Source organism: Paenarthrobacter sp. RAF54_2 (genome assembly GCF_052113945.1).
In the GTDB taxonomy this organism is placed as follows: Bacteria; Actinomycetota; Actinomycetes; order Actinomycetales; family Micrococcaceae; genus Arthrobacter.
Genome location: NZ_JBFRDV010000030.1, coordinates 51,462 through 71,292 on the forward strand (window position 1 = coordinate 51,462; position 19,831 = coordinate 71,292).

The window sequence follows — 19,831 nt, forward strand, 5'->3', positions numbered from 1 at the left end:
GAGGAGTCCTGCCATGAGCACTGTGGACAGCTTCGGTTCCAAAGGCGTACTGAATGTAGCCGGCACCGATTATGAAATTTTCCGGTTGAACTCCGTAGAGGGCGCAGACAGCCTTCCGTTCAGCCTCAAGGTATTGCTTGAAAACCTCCTGCGGACTGAGGATGGCGCCAATATAACGGCTGACCACGTCCGCGCCCTGGCCGGTTGGGACCCCAATGCGGAGCCCGACACGGAGATCCAGTTCACCCCGGCCCGAGTCATCATGCAGGACTTCACCGGCGTACCCTGCGTTGTAGACCTCGCCACCATGCGCGAGGCCGTGAAAGAACTTGGCGGCGACCCCAAGCGCGTCAACCCCCTGGCACCCGCCGAAATGGTCATCGACCACTCCGTCCAGATCGACGCCTTCGGTAACTCCGGCGCACTGGAGCGCAACATGGAGATCGAATACCAGCGCAATGGTGAGCGCTACCAATTCCTGCGGTGGGGCCAGACGGCCTTTGATGACTTCAAGGTTGTCCCCCCGGGAACCGGCATTGTCCACCAGGTCAACATCGAGTACCTGGCCCGTACGGTCATGACCCGTGAGATCGACGGCGTGCTTCGTGCCTACCCGGACACCTGCGTTGGAACCGACTCCCACACCACCATGGTCAACGGTCTGGGCATCCTGGGCTGGGGCGTCGGCGGCATCGAAGCCGAGGCTGCCATGCTTGGCCAGCCCGTCTCCATGCTGATTCCCCGCGTCGTGGGCTTCAAGCTCAGCGGCAGCATCCCGGCCGGCGCCACCGCAACGGACGTTGTGCTGACCATCACCGAAATGCTGCGCAAGCACGGTGTTGTTGGCAAGTTCGTGGAGTTCTACGGTGAAGGCGTTGCCGCTGTGCCGCTGGCAAACCGCGCCACCATCGGAAACATGAGCCCGGAGTTCGGCTCCACGGCCGCCATGTTCCCGATTGACGATGTCACCTTGGAATACCTGCGCCTGACTGGCCGGTCCGAAGAGAATGTCGCCCTCGTGGAGGCATACACCAAGGAACAGGGCCTCTGGCACGATCCTTCCCGCGAACTGCGCTTCTCCGAGTTCCTCGAGCTGGACCTGTCCACCGTTGTTCCGTCCATCTCCGGCCCGAAGCGTCCCCAGGACCGCATTGAGCTCACGGATGCGAAGGAGCAGTTCCGCAAGGACATCCACAACTACGTCGCCATTGAAGATGGCAGCGTGGACGAGTCATTGGACGAATCGTTCCCGGCTTCGGATGCTCCGTCCTTCACGCACGCTGATTCGCACACCACGGAGACGGCACGTGTTGCTTCCGCTGCCAACGGCGCCCAGGGCCGCCCGTCCGCTCCGGTGCACATCAAGACCGCTGACGGCCGCGAGTTTGAGTTGGACCACGGTGCAGTATCGATCGCCTCGATCACTTCCTGCACCAACACCTCCAACCCGTCTGTCATGTTGGCTGCAGCCCTCCTTGCACGCAACGCGGTTGACAAGGGCCTGACGTCCAAGCCGTGGGTCAAGACCTCTGTGGCTCCGGGCTCGAAGGTCGTCACCGACTACTACGAGAAGTCCGGCCTGACCCCTTACCTGGAGAAGCTCGGCTTCTACATCGTGGGCTACGGCTGCGCAACCTGCATCGGCAACTCCGGCCCTCTGGAGCCGGAGATCTCCGAAGCCATCCAGGCCAACGACCTCTCCGTGACGGCTGTCCTCTCGGGCAACCGCAACTTCGAAGGCCGTATCAACCCGGACGTCAAGATGAACTACTTGGCTTCCCCGCCCTTGGTTATCGCTTACGCCCTGGCCGGTTCCATGGACTTCGACTTCGACACCGATGCCCTGGGCACCGATTCGGACGGCAACGAGGTCTTCCTGAAGGACATCTGGCCCAACCCCATCGAGGTGCAGGAAGTCATTGACTCCTCCATCGACAAGGCCATGTTCGCCAAGGGTTACGAGGGCGTCTTCGACGGCGACGAGCGCTGGAAGGCACTCGACACCCCGGCAGGCGACACGTTCGCCTGGGCCGAGGACTCCACCTACGTGCGGAAGCCCCCATACTTCGAAGGCATGAAGGCGCAGCCGGATCCCGTCAAGGACATCGCAGGTGCACGCGTGCTCCTGAAGCTTGGCGATTCCGTCACCACGGACCACATCTCCCCGGCCGGCTCGTTCAAGTCGGACACGCCTGCAGGCCAGTACCTCCTGGCCAATGGCGTGGAGCGCAAGGACTTCAACTCCTACGGCTCGCGCCGTGGCAACCACGAAGTCATGATCCGCGGTACCTTCGCCAACATCCGCATCAAGAACCAGCTCCTGGACGGCGTCGAGGGTGGCTTCACCCGCGACTTCAGCCAGGAAGGTGCACCGCAGGCCTACGTTTACGATGCCGCACAGAACTACCAGGCTGCGGGAACGCCGCTGGTTGTCCTCGCAGGCAAGGAATACGGTTCAGGATCGTCGCGTGACTGGGCAGCCAAGGGCACTGCGCTTTTGGGTGTCAAGGCCGTCGTTGCCGAGAGCTACGAGCGCATCCACCGCTCCAACCTCATCGGCATGGGCGTTCTTCCCCTGCAGTTCCCCGCTGGCGAGTCCGCGGCAACGCTCGGCCTGACCGGCACGGAGACGTTCTCGGTTGAAGGCGTTACGGCGCTGAACAACGGCACCACGCCCAAGACGCTCAAGGTGACGGCAACGGCCGAGGACGGCACGTCCAAGTCCTTCGACGCTGTCCTGCGCATCGATACCCCGGGTGAAGCGGACTACTACCGCAACGGTGGCATCCTGCAGTACGTCCTGCGCCAGATCTCCGCAGCGTAGCGAACCGGCTGGTTTCCAGCTGATTCTCCACACCAGGCAGCCCCGGCTGGTCGCCCGACCAGCCGGGGCTGCTGCGTCTTCGGATGACTATGCATCCATAGGCAGGTGCGAAAACGCCTGCCCCGGGCACGCGCTAAAGTTAACAAGCACGTCATTCACCCTAAGGAGGGCCGTTGGGACTCTTGGAAACCATCAAGGATCCACAGGACCTGGCCAAGCTGTCCGGCCAAGAGCTGGAACAGCTGGCCGGCGAGATCAGGGACTTCCTGATTACCAACGTAGCCGCTACCGGTGGACACCTGGGTCCCAACCTCGGCGTCGTCGAGCTCACGCTTGCCGTACACCGCATCTTCGAGTCTCCCCGGGACAGCGTTGTCTTTGATACCGGGCACCAGTCCTATGTCCACAAGCTCCTCACGGGCAGGCAGGACTTCAGTACGCTGCGCCAGCAGGGTGGCCTCTCGGGTTACCCGGACCGCGCCGAGTCCGAGCACGACATTGTCGAAAGCTCCCATGCTTCCTCGTCCTTGTCCTGGGCGGACGGCATTTCCCGCGCCCGGCAGTTGACCGGCGAAGGCGACCGGTTCGTCGTCGCGGTTGTAGGTGACGGTGCCCTCACTGGTGGCATGACCTGGGAAGCCATCAATAATATTGCCGCTGATAAGCGGCGCCGCGTGGTGATTGTGGTCAACGACAACGGCCGCTCCTATGCACCGACTGTGGGCGGTTTTGCCGACTACCTGGCATCGTTGCGCCCCACCATCGACACTTTGCGGACCACACCGGCCTATGAGCGGATGCTTGACTGGTGGAAGAAGAAGCTCCAGGACGGCGGTCCGGTAGGCCAGTTCACCTACAAGAGCCTGCACGCCATGAAAAAGGGCATCAAGGACTGGTGGGCGCCCCAGGGAATGTTTGAAGACCTGGGCATGAAGTACATCGGTCCGGTGGACGGACACAACCTCCAGGCCATGGAGCACGCTCTCAGCACGGCCAAGGCCTACGGTGGCCCGGTGATTGTGCATGCCATGACCGAAAAAGGCCACGGATATGCTCCCGCCCTTGCCAACGAGGCCGATCAGTTCCACGCTGTGGGAATCATTGATCCAGAGACAGGTGAGCCGACCGAAAGGCCAGGCGCCAGATCCTGGACCTCGGTCTTCGCCGAGGAAATCGCCGACATCGCTGATGAGCGTCCTGACGTTGTCGGCATCACCGGGGCAATGCTGATACCCGTTGGTCTGCACAAGTTTGCGGAGCGCCATCCTGAACGCGTTATCGACGTCGGTATCGCCGAACAGCATGCGCTCACGTCTGCTGCCGGGATGGCCTTCGGTGGCCTGCACCCGGTGGTGGCGGTTTATGCAACCTTCCTGAACCGTGCTTTCGATCAGCTCTTGATGGATGTCGCACTCCACAAGGCGGGGGTCACCATTGTCCTGGACCGTGCAGGCGTTACAGGACCGGACGGTCCCAGCCACCACGGCATGTGGGACATGGCGATGGTCCAGATTGTCCCAGGACTCCATTTAGCCGCTCCGCGCGACGCCACCCGGCTCAGGGAAGAACTGCGCGAGGCGGTCGCCATCAATGACGCCCCCACCGTGGTGCGGTTCTCCAAGGGCAGCGTCGGCTCTGAAGTGGAGGCCATTGAGCGGCTCCACGACGGCGTGGATATCCTGGCACGCCGTCCCGAGGGTTCCACCGAAAACGACGTCCTCATCATCAGCGTTGGCGCGATGTCCGAGCTCGCCCTGGATGTCGCCGGCCGTCTTGGCGCCCAGGGAATCAGCTCAACGGTGGTCGATCCCCGCTGGCTTCTGCCTGTCCGCAGATCAATCATCGCCCTTGCCGCCCGGCACCGCCTGGTCATCTGTATCGAAGACGGCGTCCGCGCCGGCGGCGTGGGTTCACGCATCCGCCAGGAAATGCGCGCAGCAGGCGTTGATACAGCTTTGAACGAGGTCGGCTTGCCTGTTGAGTTCCTGGTGCACGGATCCAGGAGCCAGGTCCTGGAGCGCGTCGGGCTGACGGCACAGAAGATAGCCCACGACGTCGTAGCGCAGGTCCTGGGGACAAAGGTCCCCTTTGCGCGGCCCCTGCCAGGTCAGGAACACCCCACCACCGGCAGTCTGCCCAAGCTGTGAGCCCCGATCGCGAGCCGGGCTCCCTGCAGCCCGGCGACCTCGTGGTGGCGAGAAACAGGAAGTGGAACGGCAAGGCGCACTGGGTTGTGCCCGGCCGCTACTTGGGTGAGGACATCCACGGTTGGTGGATTTTCCAAGGCGCGGGGGAGTTCTGTTCGCGTCCCGGTGCTGCCTTCTACACAGCCTCGGATGCCGTCCTGCTGGTACCGCGGACCGGCGAATTCGTAGCCACTTTCTATGACGACACGTACCCGGGTGACTTCCGGATCTACGTAGACCTGGCAACCGGTCATGGATGGAACACCATCAGGCCAGGCGTTACCGAGTTCCACATGATCGATATGGACCTGGACGTCATCCGATCCACACTTCATGGTGTGTTCGTCGATGACGAGGACGAGTTTGAGGACCACCGGGCAGGCATGGGATATCCCGCAGAAATCGTGGAAACCATGCGTGCGGAGTGCGCAGCCCTTCGTGAGGGAGTGGAGGCCATGAAGGCTCCATTCGACGTCGAGGGCACCAGCAACACCAGTGCAGAGTGGTTCAGGAAAGGACGAACATGAGCGGCATTATCCGCGCATACAAACGCGACGACGAGGGAGTACTTCACTTCCGTGAAGCCTGGTACGACGACGACGACCACCAGTTCGTGATCAATCACGGCGTTGTGGGCCACCAAAGCAAGACCGATGAAACAGACGTTGACGACGACACTTCGGTAGACGGTTTGATGGCGGCTTTCGCTGCCCAGTGTGAAGAGGACGGATACGCCGAGATCCCGGAGTCTGAGCAGTTCTGGGTGGTTGCACAGTTTGCGCTGAAGACCGAGGACGGTACTGAACGTGACCGTCACTTTGAGCGCAAGGCAAAGGCCGCGCTCACGGGCGAACTGGCTTGGCGAGGACTGGGAATCGTGGACCGCACGGAGATCGGAAACTCGCGTCTGAACGTTTTTTGCCTGTGCCCGGATGTCAACAAGGCCGTCAATGCCATCAAGATCTGCGTTCGCAATGAGGACCTGGATTTCACCAAGCTCTCCATCGCAGCGGCTCCGCACAGCGACCCCACCGCATTCCGCGTGAAGCACTCGCCCAAGCAAGGTGTGGGCTTTACCCTCTAAGTAGGACCTAACGCACTCAGGAGGGATGTTCCATGTCGTCCAAGAGCAATTGGCCCGGACATACGCCGCTACCCAAGGGCCTTGCGGCGCCGGCAAAACGCGCCCTGGCCCACGAAGGCATCGAAACTTTGGAACAGCTGGCTGAGTTTGGCGAACAGAAGGCCTCCAAGCTCCACGGCATGGGGCCGGTAGCCATTGCCCAGCTCGAGGAAGCGATGGAGGAATCCGGCATCACTTTCGGCTCGCGCTAACATCGGCCATAGTCCCCGGAAGAGCGTTATAGGCTGGGTTCCATGACTGAATATCGACGCCTTGGCCACTCCGGACTGACCGTCTCAGCTGTAGGGCTGGGTTGTAACAACCTGGGGCGCGCCAACACTCCCACGGAGTCGCAGGAAGGCGCGGATGCCGTTGTCCGCGCCGCGATCGATGCCGGGGTGACGTTCTTCGACGTCGCAGATGTTTACGGCCGGGAGCCTGGCCTCAGCGAGGCCATGCTGGGCAAAGCGCTGAAGGGACATCGCGACGACGTCGTCATCGGTACCAAGTTCGGCATGGATATGCACGGAGCCAATGGCAACGACTTTGGTGCGCGCGGTTCCCGGCGCTACATCCTCAAGGCGGTTGAAGCCTCGCTGCGCAGGCTGGGTACGGAGTGGATCGACCTCTACCAGTTCCACACCCCGGACCCGCAGACGCCCATTGAGGAAACCCTTGCAGCGTTGGATGTCCTGGTCACCAGCGGCAAGGTCCGCTACATCGGACACTCGAACTTCGCCGGGTGGCAGATCGCCGAAGCCGAGTACGTTGGGCGGCAGTCTGGAGGGGTCCGCTTCATTTCAACCCAGAACCACTACAACCTGCTGGACCGCCGCGCCGAGCTCGAGGTCATTCCGGCAGCCGGCGCCTTCTCCCTTGGTGTGCTTCCGTATTTCCCCCTGGCCAACGGCCTGCTCACAGGCAAGTACTCCGCCGGCCATGCCCCCGAGGGTTCCCGCCTGAGCCACACACGGACCAACCTTGTGCATGATGCCGACTGGCAGCAGCTGGGCCGCTTTGGTCAGTTCGCCAAGGAGCGGGGCATCACCGAACTCCAGCTGGCGTTCTCGTGGTTGGCAGCCCAACCCGGCGTCGGCAGTGTCATCGCTGGAGCGACGCGTCCGGAGCAGATTCGTGAGAATGCGGAAGCAGTGTGCTGGGTCCCTAGCCAGGAGGAGCGCGAGGAACTGGACGAGATCTTCCCGCGTGCTCCCAAGGTGGCACTCTTCTAGATACAAAGGCTCGGAAACGCGGTAGGGGCAGTGGCCGGAGCTTTCGCTCCGCCGCAGCACTTCCTCGCGTGTGGAGGGAGTGTTACCGAAGGACATGATGGCCAAGGTCTCAGCCGGGATGACTGGCTTTCCATCCGGACCGGGGACCCAGAGGGACTTTACGCCGTTGTCGATGAGCTTCTGCAGGTTCTGTGAAACGGGGAAACGGCCTCCGAAGGCATTATGGAGGGACTCCTGCACATGCTGTGCGACCGGCAGTCCCACCATGGCGCTCAAGGTGAAGGGAGTCATCGGCAGGCCCATGGGACGCAAAGCGGTGTCTGCCACCTCGGCGGGGGTGCCTTCGTCGAAAGCGGCGATGACTTCGCCCATGAGGCGGAGCAGGATGCGGTTCACGACGAACGCCGGCGCGTCCTTAACCAGGACGGGGGTCTTCTTCAGGCCCTTTGCGAGTTCAAAAGCCGTAGCAAGTACTGCGTCGTCAGTCTTTGGCGCCCTGACGATTTCCAGGAGCGGCATGACGGCAACAGGGTTGAAGAAATGGAAGCCCACCAGCCGCTCCGGGTGCCGTAGGTCCTCGGCCATGGCGGTTACGGACAGCGAGGAAGTGTTGGTGGCGAGGATGCACTCGGGGGAGACGATCTCTTCCACTTGGGCGAAGACTTGCTTCTTGATGTGCAGCTCTTCAAACACGGCCTCGATGACGAAATCGGCGTCGGCGAAGACTTCCTTGGACACCGAGCCGGTGACGAGCGCCTTGGTCCGGTTGGCGGCGTCGGCCTTGATTCGCTTCTTTGCCAGCAATTTGTCGACTTCTGCGTGGACGTACGCGACGCCCTTGTCCACCCTGACCTGATCGATGTCGGTCATGACGACCGGCACCTTGAGCTGGCGGGCGAAAAGTAGCGCCAGCTGGCTTGCCATGAGCCCCGCGCCTACCACGCCTACCTTGGTGACCGGGCGGGCCAGCTTCCGGTCCGGTGCGCCTGCAGGCCGCTTGGAGCGCTTCTGCACGAGGTCCAGGAAAGCGTACACGGTGGAGCGGAACTCATCCGTCTGCATCAGGCCGGCAAGGGTCTCACATTCCAGCTCCGCCGATTCGCCTTGGCTCATGGTGCGGTTTGCTTCCATGATGTCCAGCACCTTGGCAGGCGCGGGCGAAGCATTGGAGGTCTTCGCCTCAACAAACGCACGGCCTGCGGAAACCGCCGCAGCCCAGCGGCTGGCGACGCCTTCGTCCGAGGGGTCGACGGCGTTCTTCCGCACTGGGGTTTCTTTGCCGGTAATGACACGGGCAGCCCACGCCAGGGACTGCTCCACGAAGTCGGCCGGCTCGAAGATGGCATCGGCGATACCGAGCTCAAACGCTTCCGGGCCGGTGAGTGTGCGGTTGTTGCTGAGCGGGTTCTCGATCATTACCTTGACGGCGTTTTCGGGTCCGATCAAGCGGGGGAGAATGTAGACGCCGCCCCAGCCCGGAACAAGGCCAATAAACGCCTCAGGGAGTGCGAGGGAACCTGCGCCGGTGGAGACGGTCCGGTAGGTGGATTGCAGGGCGATCTCGAGTCCGCCGCCGAGCGCCAGACCATTAATGAAGGCGAAGCTGGGCACCCCGAGGTTGGCCAGGGTGGAGTACACAGCGTGTCCAAGCTGGGCCATCCACAGGCCATGCTCGCGTTCCTTGAGGGTCTTCACGGCAGACAAGTCTGCGCCGGCCACCAGGAAGTATGGTTTGCCGGTCACTCCGACCCCTACGATTTCACCCTTGGCGGCACGCTCCTTGAGTCCATCCAGGACTTCGCCCAATTCCACCAGGGTGTTTGGCCCCAGCGTGGTGGGTTTGGAGTGGTCCAGTCCGTTGTCCAGGGTGATTAAGGCAAAGGTGCCTGCACCGCCTGGAAGCTGGATGTCCTGGACGTAGGAATGCGTCACGATCTCGTCGGGGAAGAGGGAGGCGAGCTTCTGGAATTCTGTGGCGCTCATGCGGCGGCTCCTTCTGTGATGGTCTGGCCTGAAGTCTGGACGGACGATTCGAAGTCAGCGTGGTTCGGGTTCTCCCAGATCACTGTGGCACCCATGCCCAGGCCGATGCACATGGTGGTGATGCCATAACGGACCGAGGAGTCTTCCTGGAACTGCCGGGCCAGTTGGTTCATCAACCGAACGCCTGAGGAAGCAAGCGGATGTCCGACGGCGATCGCCCCGCCATAGCGGTTGACCCGGGTGTCGTCATCCGCGATGCCGAAGTGATCAAGGAAGCTCAGGACCTGCACGGCGAAGGCCTCGTTGATCTCGAACAATCCGATGTCTTCAATGGCGAGGCCGGCGTTCTTGAGGGCCTTTTCCGTGGCTGGCACGGGACCGATTCCCATGACTTCCGGTTCCACTCCCGCGAAGGCATAAGACACCAATCGCATCTTCACCGGCAGGCCCAATTCCGCCGCGGCTTCTGCCGAAGCGAGTACCGCAGCGGTGGCGCCATCGTTCAAGCCTGCTGCGTTGCCCGCCGTTACCCGCCCGTGGGCCCGGAAAGGGGTACGCAGTTCGGCGAGATCCTCCACCGTGGTTCCTGGCCGGGGCGGCTCATCCGTGGTGTGAAGTGCCCAACCCTGCCCTGGCTTGATGGTGGCCACCGGGACGAGGTCCTCCTGGATCTGCTGGCGGGAATACGCTTCGGCCAGTTTCGCCTGCGACGCTGCCGCGTAGGCGTCCGTTCGGTCCTTGGTGATGGCCGGGAAGCGGTCGTGCAAATTCTCGGCCGTGTTGCCCATGTTCAGCGCCGCTGGATCCACGAGCCGCTCGGACATGAAGCGCGGATTGGGATCAGCGCCGGACCCCATGGGGTGGTTGCCCATGTGTTCCACGCCGCCGGCAATGACGACGTCGTACGCGCCGAAGCCGATGCCACTCGCCGTCGTCGTCACTGCTGTCATGGCTCCAGCGCACATGCGGTCGATTGCGAAGCCGGGCACCGTGCGGGGAAGGCCTGCCAGAAGGGCCGCCGTTCTGCCAAGGGTGAGGCCTTGATCGCCGGTCTGGGTTGTCGCGGCGATGGCTACCTCGTCAATGCGGTCAGCAGGCAACGACGGATTGCGGCGCATCAGTTCGCGGATGCACTTTACGACCAGGTCATCAGCGCGCGTACCAGCGTAGATGCCTTTCTCGCCGGCTTTGCCGAAGGGTGTCCGCACACCATCCACGAACACGACGTCGCGGACGCTCCTCTGAGCACTGCGTGATGGACTCATGTGTTAACTCCTCGTTGAGACATGGTGCTGGATTCCGCAGAGCGGTCTCCGATTGGCATTAATGCAATGTTACTTGTGAGTAACTTAGGGTGCAAGGTAGATGGGGGTGCAAGGTGGTTAGGATGCAAGATGCTGCGGATGCCTGACGTGTCCCGGGACGCAAAAGGCCCGCCACCTCGAACCGAAGTTCGGGTGACGGGCCCAGGGGGCAAGGTAATGAATCAGTCGGAGTCCTTGGATTGCTGCGCTTCCCTCGACTTGGACTCCTTGCCGGGGAGTGGCTTTGGGTTCAAGCATGCCTCAGTCAGGATGGGCGCTGCGAAGGAGATTTGCCATTCCCGCGCACCCAGGGTGCGTAGCTCATCGGCTATCGATTCCAGTGAAACGTCCGACGGCGGCCGCCACGCCACGCGGCGGAGGTAGTCCGGGGTGAGCAGGTTCTCGATAGGTAGCTTGAGCTCGTCGGCCTTTTCCTGGAGCGCGGGGCGGGCTGTGGCAAGGCGTGCGGCAGCTGCCGAATCCCTGTCCACCCATACGCGTGGCGGCGGCGGGGCGTTGGTGACCAAGTGCAGGGGAGGCAGTTCCGTGAGCGTGCGGGCTGTGGTTATGCACCGCAGCCATCTGGGGGCTTCGCGCTGGGCTGACCTGCCATGGAAGCCTTTGGTGGCCAGGAGCTGGGGAACGGTGGTGGGAAGCGCCTTGGCTGCTGCGACGAGGGCGGAATCGGGGATGAGCCGTCCGGGAGCGACGTCACGCTTGCGGGCCAGTTGATCCCGCTCCTCCCACAGTTCCCGAACGGCGGCCAGCTGGCGGCGGTCACGGATCTGGTGGAGTCCGGATGTCTTCCGCCATGGATCCACCCTTGGGGGTGCGATACCGGCAGCCAGGATTCCCTCGAATTCCTGCTCTGCGAATCCGAGCTTGCCGTCGGCCTGAAGAAGTTCGATGAGTTCTTCGCGGAGTTCAGCCAGGACTTCGACGTCGAGGGCAGCGTAGCGCAGCCAAGGCTCCGGCAGCGGCCGTGTTGACCAGTCTGCGGCGGAATGTTCTTTGGCGAGACCGAACCCAAGCAGCTGTTCGATGACGGCAGCGAGCCCGACGCGAGGGAGTCCGGCCAGCCGGGCCGCAAGTTCGGTATCGAAGAGTTTGTCCGGCCACATGCCCAGCTCGGAAAGGCAGGGAAGATCCTGGGTGGCAGCGTGCAGGATCCATTCGACACCGCGCAGCGCATCGTTGACGATGTTCAGGTTGTCAAACGGTTCGGGGTCAATCAACCAGGTGCCGGCTCCTTCGCGCCGGATTTGTACGAGGAAGGCGCGCTGGCCGTAGCGGAATCCGGAAGCGCGTTCGGCGTCGACGCCGGCCGGCCCGGTTCCGGCCGCAATAGCCGCGGCACATCGCTCCAGGCCCGCCAAGGTATCGATGACCAGGGGCACGCCTTCGCGCGGGGTATCAAGATCGATGACTTCAGGGATGTGGCTGTCGAAGCCTTCAACTTTGATGTGGGTGGTGGGATCAGCAACCGGATCGCCGGTTGTGGTTTTATCCAGGTTTTCAGGGGTCATGGTGGCTTAAGCTTACCGATTCCTGCTGCGGCAGGCCCTTGTGGAAAAATTCAGGGCAATCAATTGAGCCTCCTGTTGGGTAGTCCGGTAACGCCCGGCGGCAAGGGTGGCAGTCCGGCGAACGTACAAACCATGTCAGACCAGGCCTCCAGGTGCGCTTGCACATTTGCCGTGGCAGGAGTCCAGGAGGCACGCAATTCGATATCTATCGTGTCGGGGCGGTCGGACAGGGTGCCGAAGCTCTCCGAAAGAATCCTTGTTGCAGTACCTCCGGCAGCGCGGTACTGGGCAGCATGGTTTTCAAGGGCTTCCACCAGCCAGGTCCACGCGACGGAACCCAGCATGGTGTCATTTCCCATCTCGGCGTCCATCTGGGCGCGGATATAGGTGACAATCCGGAATTCGCCTTCCCATACTGCCGAACCGTCGGGGTCGTACAGCAGGATGAAACGGCCGGTAGCCAGCTCGTCGTCCTCTTCATCCGGAGGGCTGGCGTTCTGCTTTTCGGCGAAGGCTTTGGCTGCAGGGCCGTGGACCGGAATTTGGCGGGTGGCTGCCGTCGGGCTGAACACTTCCGCTCCAAGGGCCACAGCGTATGGTGCCAGACGGGCGGGCGCAGGGATTTCGTCCAACCGCAGTTCGCTGCGGCATTGTGCTTTTCGTAGCGATCCCAAGGCGGAAAGAAATTCCGAGGGAACCTGGGCGAGGGCGTTCACCATCGCAGATTATGCGTCCGGGGCAGCGAATCCCTGTAGGCTCGCCGCCCCGGACAATTCCTTGTTCACTTGTTAGCCGGCCGCCAAATCGGTGGCCAGCTCCCGCTTAATGGCGGCGACGAAGGCGTCGATATCTTCCTCCGTGGTATCGAAGGAGCACATCCATCTGACTTCACCACGGGCAGCGTCCCAATCGTAAAAGGCGAAGGATGAGCGCAGGCGGTCGGCGACTCCGCCGGGCAGAATCGCGAAGACGCCGTTCGACTGTGTGGCCTGGGTGGGCTCCACGCCGTCGATACCCTCGATGGCCGAGCGCAGGCGTGCTGCCATCGCGTTGGCGTGGGCAGCTGACCGTAGCCACAGTCCGTCCTCCAGCAAGGCGATGAATTGCGCCGAGATGAAGCGCATCTTCGAAGCCAGCTGCATGTTCATTTTGCGAAGGAATTTCAGGCCGTCGGCGGCTTCAGGGTTGAGGGCAACCACGACTTCACCAAAAAGCAGTCCATTCTTGGTGCCGCCGAACGACAGGATGTCCACACCGGCGTCGCGCGTGAACGTACGCAGGGGAACGCCAAGGTGTGCTGCCGCGTTTGCCAGCCGCGCTCCGTCCATATGCAACTTCATGCCCTTGGCGTGGGCGTGGTCGGCGATGGCGCGCACTTCTTCAGGGGTGTAGCACGTGCCCAACTCGGTGGTCTGGGTAATGGAGACAACCAGGGGCTGAGCGCGGTGCTCATCGCCCCAGCCCCAGGCTTCGCGGTCGATCAACGCAGGCGTGAGCTTTCCGTCTTCGGTGGGTATCTGCAGCAGCTTGATACCGCCAACCCGCTCGGGCGCACCATTCTCGTCCATGTTGATGTGCGCCGTGGAAGCGCAAATGACGGCACCCCAGCGGGGGAGGAGCGATTGCAGGGACAGGACGTTGGCGCCTGTGCCGTTGAAGACCGGGAAGGTTTCGATGCCGCTGCCGAACTGCTGTTCCAGGACCTCCTGGAGCCGGGCGGTGTAAACGTCCTCACCATAGGAGACCTGGTGGCCTCCGTTGGCGGTAGCCAGAGCAGTGAGGACCTCGGGGTGGACTCCGGAATAATTGTCCGAAGCAAAGCCTCGAACCGAGGGGTCGTGGAGTTGGCCGTGGCCGGTTGTGGCGGTGGYGCTGTGGAGCGCCTCTGTTGTGCTCGTCACTGGTTCATTCACGCTTTCAAGTCTATTTGGCCAGCAGGATGCGCTGGCCGTTGAGGGTGTCCGCCGGTTCTCTAAAGAGTTCGACGACGGAGGCAGCCAGTTCTTCGACGTCCGTGTAGCCGGGGAAGCGCCGCTCCGGGTGAGCGCGCCGCATAGCGGCATCGACGAGGGATTTGACCACGAAAATCACGGCGGCGCTGTGTTGAGGCGCCGGGGCTTGCTTGTTTCCTGACTGATCCTGCCGGAAACCGTCGGCTACCGCGAGGGTCCAGGCTTCTGCGGCGGCCTTGGCAGCTGCGTAGCTTGCTGTCGCGGCGGTCGGTGCAGACACGACGGTGGATGAAACCATGGCAAAGCGGCCATGGGGTGACTCTTCCAACTGGCGATAGAAAACGCGCGAGACGTTGCGCAGGGTGGTAATCGCGCCCTCTTCAAGGGATTCCCAGTCGTCGTCGGATTGGTCCTCGATGCCGGTCGCGTTGCGCCACCCGCCCACGAGATGGATGACGCCGTCTATTCGCTCGACGCCGAGCTGATGAATCGTCTCTGCAAGTTCGCGAACAGAATCAAGGCTGGCGAGGTCGCAAACCAGCGGGGTCACGCCATCACCGGCCTCCAAGGATGCGGCCTTGATGCGGACATCGTCTGAACCGATGGTGAAAACCCTGTGACCGGCGGCCGCCAAAGCGCGCGCCGCAGCTACACCGGACGCGCTGCTGCCGCCGGTCACCAGGACTGTCAGTGGGCTCATCAGGCCGCCGTCGCGCCAGTGATGCCGGTGGTGGATTCGATAACAGGGCGCATTTTCTTCTCCAATGCTTCGTAGAACATGGACAGCGGGAACTCATCGTCCAGGACCTGGTCGGTAAGGCCGCGGGGGGCACCGTTCAAAGGCAGGGCTTCAGGGCCCTTGGCCCAGATCGACGCCGGGTGTGGAGTCACTGTACCGGAAATGAGTTCATAGGCCGCAAGCCAGTGGGAGGCCTTCGGGCGGTCGATGGAACGCCAGTACAGCTCTTCGATCCTGGCACCGAGCTCCACAACTACGTCTGCTGCTTCATCCCAGTCGATGCTGAGCTTGCTGTCCGTCCAGTGCAGCACGTGGTGTTGGTGCATCCACGCGAACAGGAGCTGGCCACCAAGGCCGTCGTAATTGCGGACGCGGCTGCCGGTGATGGCGAACCGGAAGATCCGGTCAAAAATCACCGCGTACTGCACCAGCTTGGCGTGCTTGCGGGCATCAGGATCGGCGTTCTCGTCCTTTTCGATGCGTACGGACTCCCGGAAGGCGGTCAGATCGCAGCGGAGCTCTTCCAAGGAGTAGAGGAAGAACGGCATGCGCTGCTTGATCATGAACGGATCAAAGGGAAGGTCGCCTCGCATGTGCGTGCGGTCGTGGATCAAGTCCCACATGACGAAAGTGCGCTGGGTGAGTTCCTGGTCTTCAAGGAGCTCCGCGGCGTCCCCAGGGAGCACAAGTGATGTGGTGGCAGCCGCAGCTTTGAGTACGCGGCGGAAGCGGGCCGCTTCACGGTCTGCAAAGATGGCGCCCCACGTGAACGTCGGTGTCTCGCGGACAGCCACTGTCTCCGGGAAGAGGACTGCGGAATTGGTGTCGTAGCCCGGGGTGAAATCAACAAAACGAATGGGAACGAAGAGCTTGTTGGAGTACTCGCCGGCTTCCAGTCCGCCAATGAACTCCGGCCAAATGACCTCGATCAAGACAGCTTCGACCAGCCGATTGGTGCTGCCGTTCTGGGTGTACATCGGGAAGACCACCAGATGCTGGAGGCCATCGACACGCTGCTCCTGCGGCTGGAAGGCCTGGAGGGAGTCCAGGAAATCCGGAACTCCAAACCCGCCCTGGACCCAGCGGCTGAAGTCTTCCACCAACAGTTCAAGGTATCGGGCGTCGTGCGGGAAGTGAAGGGCCAACGCGATGATGGCATCCGAAATCGTTGCTACCAGTTGTGCGGCTTCTGCGTGGACGGCCGGATCCGCAATGGAACCGTCCTGCTCCTGGTATCCCTGAAGTGCGGTGGCAGCGGCCTTGAGGGCAGTCCACTCCATGTTGTCGGCAGTGACACGCGGGAGGGCGGCGGTGGCAGTGATGGTCATTGATGCTCGTCCTTTCAGAAGTCGTTCATGTTTCTGATGTGAGCGTAGCAACCGAAAAGCTTAGCTAATCCAAAAATGGGCTGAGCATAAGCAAAACTGTTGCAAAGGGTTGTTTCAAAGTGCTCGAGATGCAGCAGCTGTGCGTTCCGGGACGGGCACCGCTTGCGAGCCCGCCCCGGAAGGGCCTACTTCTTGTCGGACTCGGCTGGCTCCATGGACTCAACTGGCTCTTTCGATTCCACAAGCCGCAGCGAGATCGAATTAATGCAGAACCGCTGATCCGTGGGAGTGCCGTACCCCTCGCCTTCAAACACGTGACCCAAATGCGAATCGCAGTTCGCGCACCGGACTTCCACGCGGTCCATCCCCATGGTGCGGTCATGCAGGTAACGCACCGTGCCCTCCGCCAACGGCGCCCAGAAAGACGGCCAACCGCAATGGGAATCAAACTTTTCGTGGCTGGTGAACAACTGACTGCCACAAGCGCGGCACTGATAAACGCCCTCTGTATGAGTGTCCCAGTACTCGCCGGTGTAAGGCCGCTCAGTACCGGCCTGGCGCAGCACTCGGTACTCATCAGGGGTTAGCTCATCACGCCACTGGGCGTCGGACTTCTCCATGGGCACGCCCGTGGTCTTGCTGGTGTTCTCAGGAGTGTTCATGTCTTATGCAACGCTCACGAGTCGCCGATAAATCCCGAACCCGCATACAAGTGAAGAACGGGAAGCCCCAACTGGTCCTGCGCCTTATTGGCCCAATCCGTGTGGAAAGTATCCGCGATTGCGTGCGGACGCGTTACCACCACAGCTTGCGCGGCATCCAAGGCCCGGACCTTCGATACCAAGCCGGCCACGGCACCGCCGTCGACAATCTCTCCCGTGACACCGCCGCCCAAACCTTCCAGCGCAGCCAACGAAGTGGCCAGGGTTTCCGAAGCCTCCGCCCTCTCAACAACGGGGTTGGGAGACTGCCCGCCAAGTTCACGGAACGCTTTGGCAATATCAAGCATCGAAAGATTCTCCAGGAAATCAACCAGGAGATGTCGCTCGGTATTGGCAGGGACCAGGACAACCAGGGGTGCGTCGCCGCCGTCGATCAATTTGGCGATGTTGACGCGGTCGTCGGGACCAAGGGGCTCTTCTGTCAGGATGACGATGGGATCGCTCATGGCTACAGCGTAGTCCCGCCGAACCGGACGAGGCAGATTTTCGGCACTCAATTCCCGCCAGGCCATTCCCGGGCAACCAATCCGCCGCGCGCCCTCCACGTGCATGGACCACGGCCACTGAACGGCGACAATGGAGCCATGGCATTGAATACCCGGTCAGCAAGCAGCGCTGCAGAGAAGAAAATGTCCCTGAGCACCAAATGGGCCATCGCGGGAATCCTCACCGGAGGGACACTCGCAGGACTCGTCGGTGCAGGATCCTCCGCGCTTGCAGTGTATTTTGCCCGCCGCGTCATTACGCCCGCTGCCCGTCATGAGGACCAGGAGGTTCTCGCCGTCATCCGCAGCGACAAGGGACTGCAGGTCATCCTTGCGGCAACCCCTGACACCACCATCGACGGCGTGTTCAGCCTCTTCTTCGAGGGCGGCAAAGGCCATGCCAGGATTGGCAGGATCGTGTCCTACTCACCAGCTGAACAAACGGTGCTGCGCGAGGTCGACGAGGTTTACAGCGGCAATCTGGCTGAAGCCCGCCGGGGATGGTGGAGCGGCGCAACGTACCCGGATCCCGCAGCCATCGGCCTGGCCGCCGAGGATGTGGAGATCGACCTCGACGTCGGAAAGGCACCAGCATGGCTTGTCCGGGCCGATGCCGCTACCCACGCACCCATCTGGGCGATCATGGTTCATGGCCGCGGTGCCACCAGGCTTGAAGGCCTCAGGGCTGTTCGGACCGCCCGGGAGTTGGGACTGGATAGCCTGCTGATTTCGTACCGCAATGATGGACTTGCGCCCTCGGCGATCGATGGGCGGTACGGCCTGGGCTCCACGGAGTGGCGGGACGTGGAAGCTGCGATCGAATATGCGATGGCAAACGGTGCCCGGGAAGTTGTCCTGTTCGGCTGGTCCATGGGTGGAGCGATCAGCCTCCAGACAGCAGATCTCTCCAAGCACAGGCACCTGATCCGGGCCTTGGTGCTGGATGCGCCAGTCATCAATTGGGTCAACGTGATGGCCCACCACGCAGAGATGAACAGGATCCCCTACAACGTGGGCCGTTATGGACAGTTGATGCTCGGACATCCGCTGGGCCGCAGGCTCACCGGATTATCCGCTCCCGTGGATTTCAAAGCGATGGACTGGGAAGCACGAGCCGTTGAGCTACGAACCCCAACCCTGCTGATCCACAGTGTTGACGACGACTACGTCCCGTTTGAGCCTTCTGCGAGCCTTGCGGAGAAGAACCCGGACATGGTGACGTTCGAACCATTCCATGGAGCGCGGCACACGAAGGAGTGGAACGTTGACCCGGAGAAATGGGAACGGCTGGTTCGCTCATGGCTGCAGCGTCAGTTGGCTCCCCGGAACAATCCCGGGCAGTCGGAGGGTAACGCGCAGGCTGGGTGACGTTAGCCCTGGGTGAAGTTAGCCCTTGGCGCCGATTGGCGCCGTCACTGCTTTGGTCAGCCGGACCAGGTCCCCTGGGGCAAGCTCGATGTCGAGACCGCGTCGCCCACCGGACACCAGGATGGTGTCAAAGGACAAAGCCGACTCGTCCAGGACAGTGGGGGAGGGTTGGCGCTGGCCCAAGGGAGAGATTCCGCCCAAGACATAGCCTGTCCTGCGCTCGGCCGCCTTGGGGTCGGCCATGGCTGCCTTCTTCGAACCCAGGGCTGCCGCCACGGACTTGAGGTCCAGGTTTCCGGAAACGGGGACGATGCCCACGGCGAGTTTGCCTTCGACTTCCACCATCAATGTCTTGAAAACCCGCTTGGGATCGATGCCCAGGACTTCGGCAGCTTCCAACCCGTAGCTCGAGGCCGACGGATCATGGGAGTACGGGTGCAGCACGAAGGGAACGCCGGCCGCAGCGAGTGCTGCAGTGGCCGGCGTTCCCTGTGATGCCATCTTCTTGGCCATGTGTGCCAGGACGCCTCTCAGCCTTGCCTTGCGGAAAGTTGCTTAGCGTTCCAAGCGGCTTGCGGCCGCCACTTTCCGCTTGATACGGCCCAGCATGGCGGTCATGCCGCGCATACGCAGGGGAGTGATGGCCCTGGTCAATCCCAGCAACTCCGGCATGTCATCCGGAACGTCCAGAATTTCCTGGGCCGTCAACCCATCGAGTCCTTCGTGCAGTACCCCGGCGAATCCACGCGTGGTGGGAGCCTCCGGAGGAGCTTTGAAAAACAACCGGTAGGCGCGGGGGCCTTCGGCGTCGTCTTTGTTTTTCTCGGATTCGATCGTAAGGAACAGAGGCGACTGGCACTCCACAACCTGCTCCAGCAGCTCCGGGTGGTCCTTGAGGCGCTCCGGAAGTTCGGGCAGCCCACGGGAGAACTCGAGCAGCAGTTGCAGGCGGTCAGGCTCTGTCAGTGCCTGGAAGTCATCGACGATTTCCGCCAGTGCGGCGGGCAAAGTGTTGGTACTCATCACTTCCAGCTTACGCACAACGGTGCTGATTGCATC

17 protein-coding genes and 1 pseudogene are annotated in these 19,831 nt (G+C 62.1%); 7 read left to right on the plus strand and 11 right to left on the minus strand.

Features of this window, described 5'->3' with window-relative positions:
- The first annotated feature begins 13 nt into the window (after positions 1-13).
- The 6 genes from acnA to AB4Y87_RS22720 all read left to right on the plus strand — a co-directional run bounded on the left by acnA (position 14) and on the right by AB4Y87_RS22720 (position 7,365).
- Positions 14-2,824, plus strand: a complete 2,811-nt coding sequence (gene acnA / locus AB4Y87_RS22695) for an aconitate hydratase AcnA (RefSeq protein WP_442006511.1) — start codon at positions 14-16, stop codon at positions 2,822-2,824.
- A 173-nt stretch (positions 2,825-2,997) separates the two neighbouring features.
- Positions 2,998-4,971 carry a 1-deoxy-D-xylulose-5-phosphate synthase gene (gene dxs, locus AB4Y87_RS22700; RefSeq protein WP_442006512.1) on the plus strand — a complete coding sequence of 658 codons (1,974 nt, stop codon included), beginning with the start codon at positions 2,998-3,000 and terminating at the stop codon, positions 4,969-4,971.
- Positions 4,968-5,537, plus strand: a complete 570-nt coding sequence (locus AB4Y87_RS22705) for a DUF402 domain-containing protein (protein WP_442006513.1) — start codon at positions 4,968-4,970, stop codon at positions 5,535-5,537. The genes dxs and AB4Y87_RS22705 overlap by 4 nt, the downstream gene beginning before the upstream one ends.
- Positions 5,534-6,094, plus strand: coding sequence for a hypothetical protein (locus AB4Y87_RS22710; RefSeq protein WP_442006514.1), 561 nt, complete (start codon positions 5,534-5,536; stop codon positions 6,092-6,094). The genes AB4Y87_RS22705 and AB4Y87_RS22710 overlap by 4 nt, the downstream gene beginning before the upstream one ends.
- A 32-nt stretch (positions 6,095-6,126) precedes the next feature.
- A complete protein-coding gene (locus tag AB4Y87_RS22715; protein WP_442006515.1) occupies positions 6,127-6,345 on the plus strand; it encodes a hypothetical protein in 219 nt (72 codons plus the stop codon).
- A 42-nt stretch (positions 6,346-6,387) separates the two neighbouring features.
- Positions 6,388-7,365, plus strand: coding sequence for an aldo/keto reductase (locus tag AB4Y87_RS22720; RefSeq protein WP_442006516.1), 978 nt, complete (start codon positions 6,388-6,390; stop codon positions 7,363-7,365).
- Positions 7,366-7,401: 36 nt separating this feature from the next.
- Here the strand turns inward: AB4Y87_RS22720 and AB4Y87_RS22725 are convergent.
- The 9 genes and pseudogenes from AB4Y87_RS22725 to AB4Y87_RS22765 form a co-directional block, all read right to left on the minus strand.
- Positions 7,402-9,348, minus strand: a pseudogene (locus AB4Y87_RS22725) (3-hydroxyacyl-CoA dehydrogenase NAD-binding domain-containing protein); the annotation flags it as partial.
- Positions 9,345-10,613: a thiolase family protein gene (locus AB4Y87_RS22730; protein ID WP_442006517.1), complete on the minus strand. Its 1,269-nt coding sequence runs from the start codon at positions 10,611-10,613 to the stop codon at positions 9,345-9,347. The pseudogene AB4Y87_RS22725 and the gene AB4Y87_RS22730, both read right to left, overlap by 4 nt.
- Before the next feature lie 221 nt (positions 10,614-10,834).
- Complete coding sequence (locus tag AB4Y87_RS22735) at positions 10,835-12,178, minus strand: HRDC domain-containing protein (protein WP_442006518.1); 1,344 nt, start codon at positions 12,176-12,178, stop codon at positions 10,835-10,837.
- 59 nt (positions 12,179-12,237) lie between these two features.
- Positions 12,238-12,897 carry a DUF3000 domain-containing protein gene (locus tag AB4Y87_RS22740; protein ID WP_442006519.1) on the minus strand — a complete coding sequence of 220 codons (660 nt, stop codon included), beginning with the start codon at positions 12,895-12,897 and terminating at the stop codon, positions 12,238-12,240.
- A gap of 69 nt (positions 12,898-12,966) precedes the next feature.
- Positions 12,967-14,079 (minus strand): threonine aldolase family protein, encoded by a 1,113-nt coding sequence (locus tag AB4Y87_RS22745; protein WP_442006536.1) that lies wholly within the window; start codon positions 14,077-14,079, stop codon positions 12,967-12,969.
- 22 nt (positions 14,080-14,101) lie between these two features.
- A complete protein-coding gene (locus tag AB4Y87_RS22750; protein ID WP_442006520.1) occupies positions 14,102-14,830 on the minus strand; it encodes an SDR family NAD(P)-dependent oxidoreductase in 729 nt (242 codons plus the stop codon).
- Complete coding sequence (locus tag AB4Y87_RS22755) at positions 14,830-16,197, minus strand: DUF6421 family protein (protein WP_442006521.1); 1,368 nt, start codon at positions 16,195-16,197, stop codon at positions 14,830-14,832. Before AB4Y87_RS22755 ends, AB4Y87_RS22750 begins: the two co-directional genes overlap by 1 nt.
- 185 nt (positions 16,198-16,382) lie before the next feature.
- Positions 16,383-16,859 carry a peptide-methionine (R)-S-oxide reductase MsrB gene (gene msrB / locus AB4Y87_RS22760; RefSeq protein ID WP_442006522.1) on the minus strand — a complete coding sequence of 159 codons (477 nt, stop codon included), beginning with the start codon at positions 16,857-16,859 and terminating at the stop codon, positions 16,383-16,385.
- Positions 16,860-16,873: 14 nt separating this feature from the next.
- Positions 16,874-17,365: a hypothetical protein gene (locus tag AB4Y87_RS22765; protein ID WP_442006523.1), complete on the minus strand. Its 492-nt coding sequence runs from the start codon at positions 17,363-17,365 to the stop codon at positions 16,874-16,876.
- A gap of 138 nt (positions 17,366-17,503) precedes the next feature.
- On the opposite strand from AB4Y87_RS22765, the gene AB4Y87_RS22770 reads away from it, so the two are divergent.
- Complete coding sequence (locus AB4Y87_RS22770; protein ID WP_442006524.1) at positions 17,504-18,772, plus strand: alpha/beta hydrolase family protein; 1,269 nt, start codon at positions 17,504-17,506, stop codon at positions 18,770-18,772.
- Positions 18,773-18,790: 18 nt separating this feature from the next.
- On the opposite strand, the gene ybaK is transcribed toward AB4Y87_RS22770, so the two are convergent.
- Both ybaK and AB4Y87_RS22780 read right to left on the minus strand, forming a co-directional pair.
- Entirely contained in the window at positions 18,791-19,285 is a 495-nt protein-coding gene (gene ybaK / locus AB4Y87_RS22775; RefSeq protein WP_442006525.1) for a Cys-tRNA(Pro) deacylase, read from the minus strand.
- Positions 19,286-19,327: 42 nt separating this feature from the next.
- The gene (locus AB4Y87_RS22780; RefSeq protein WP_442006526.1) at positions 19,328-19,795 is read right to left on the minus strand and encodes a SufE family protein; all 468 of its coding nucleotides are present in this window, start codon (positions 19,793-19,795) and stop codon (positions 19,328-19,330) included.
- Positions 19,796-19,831 lie beyond the last annotated feature (36 nt).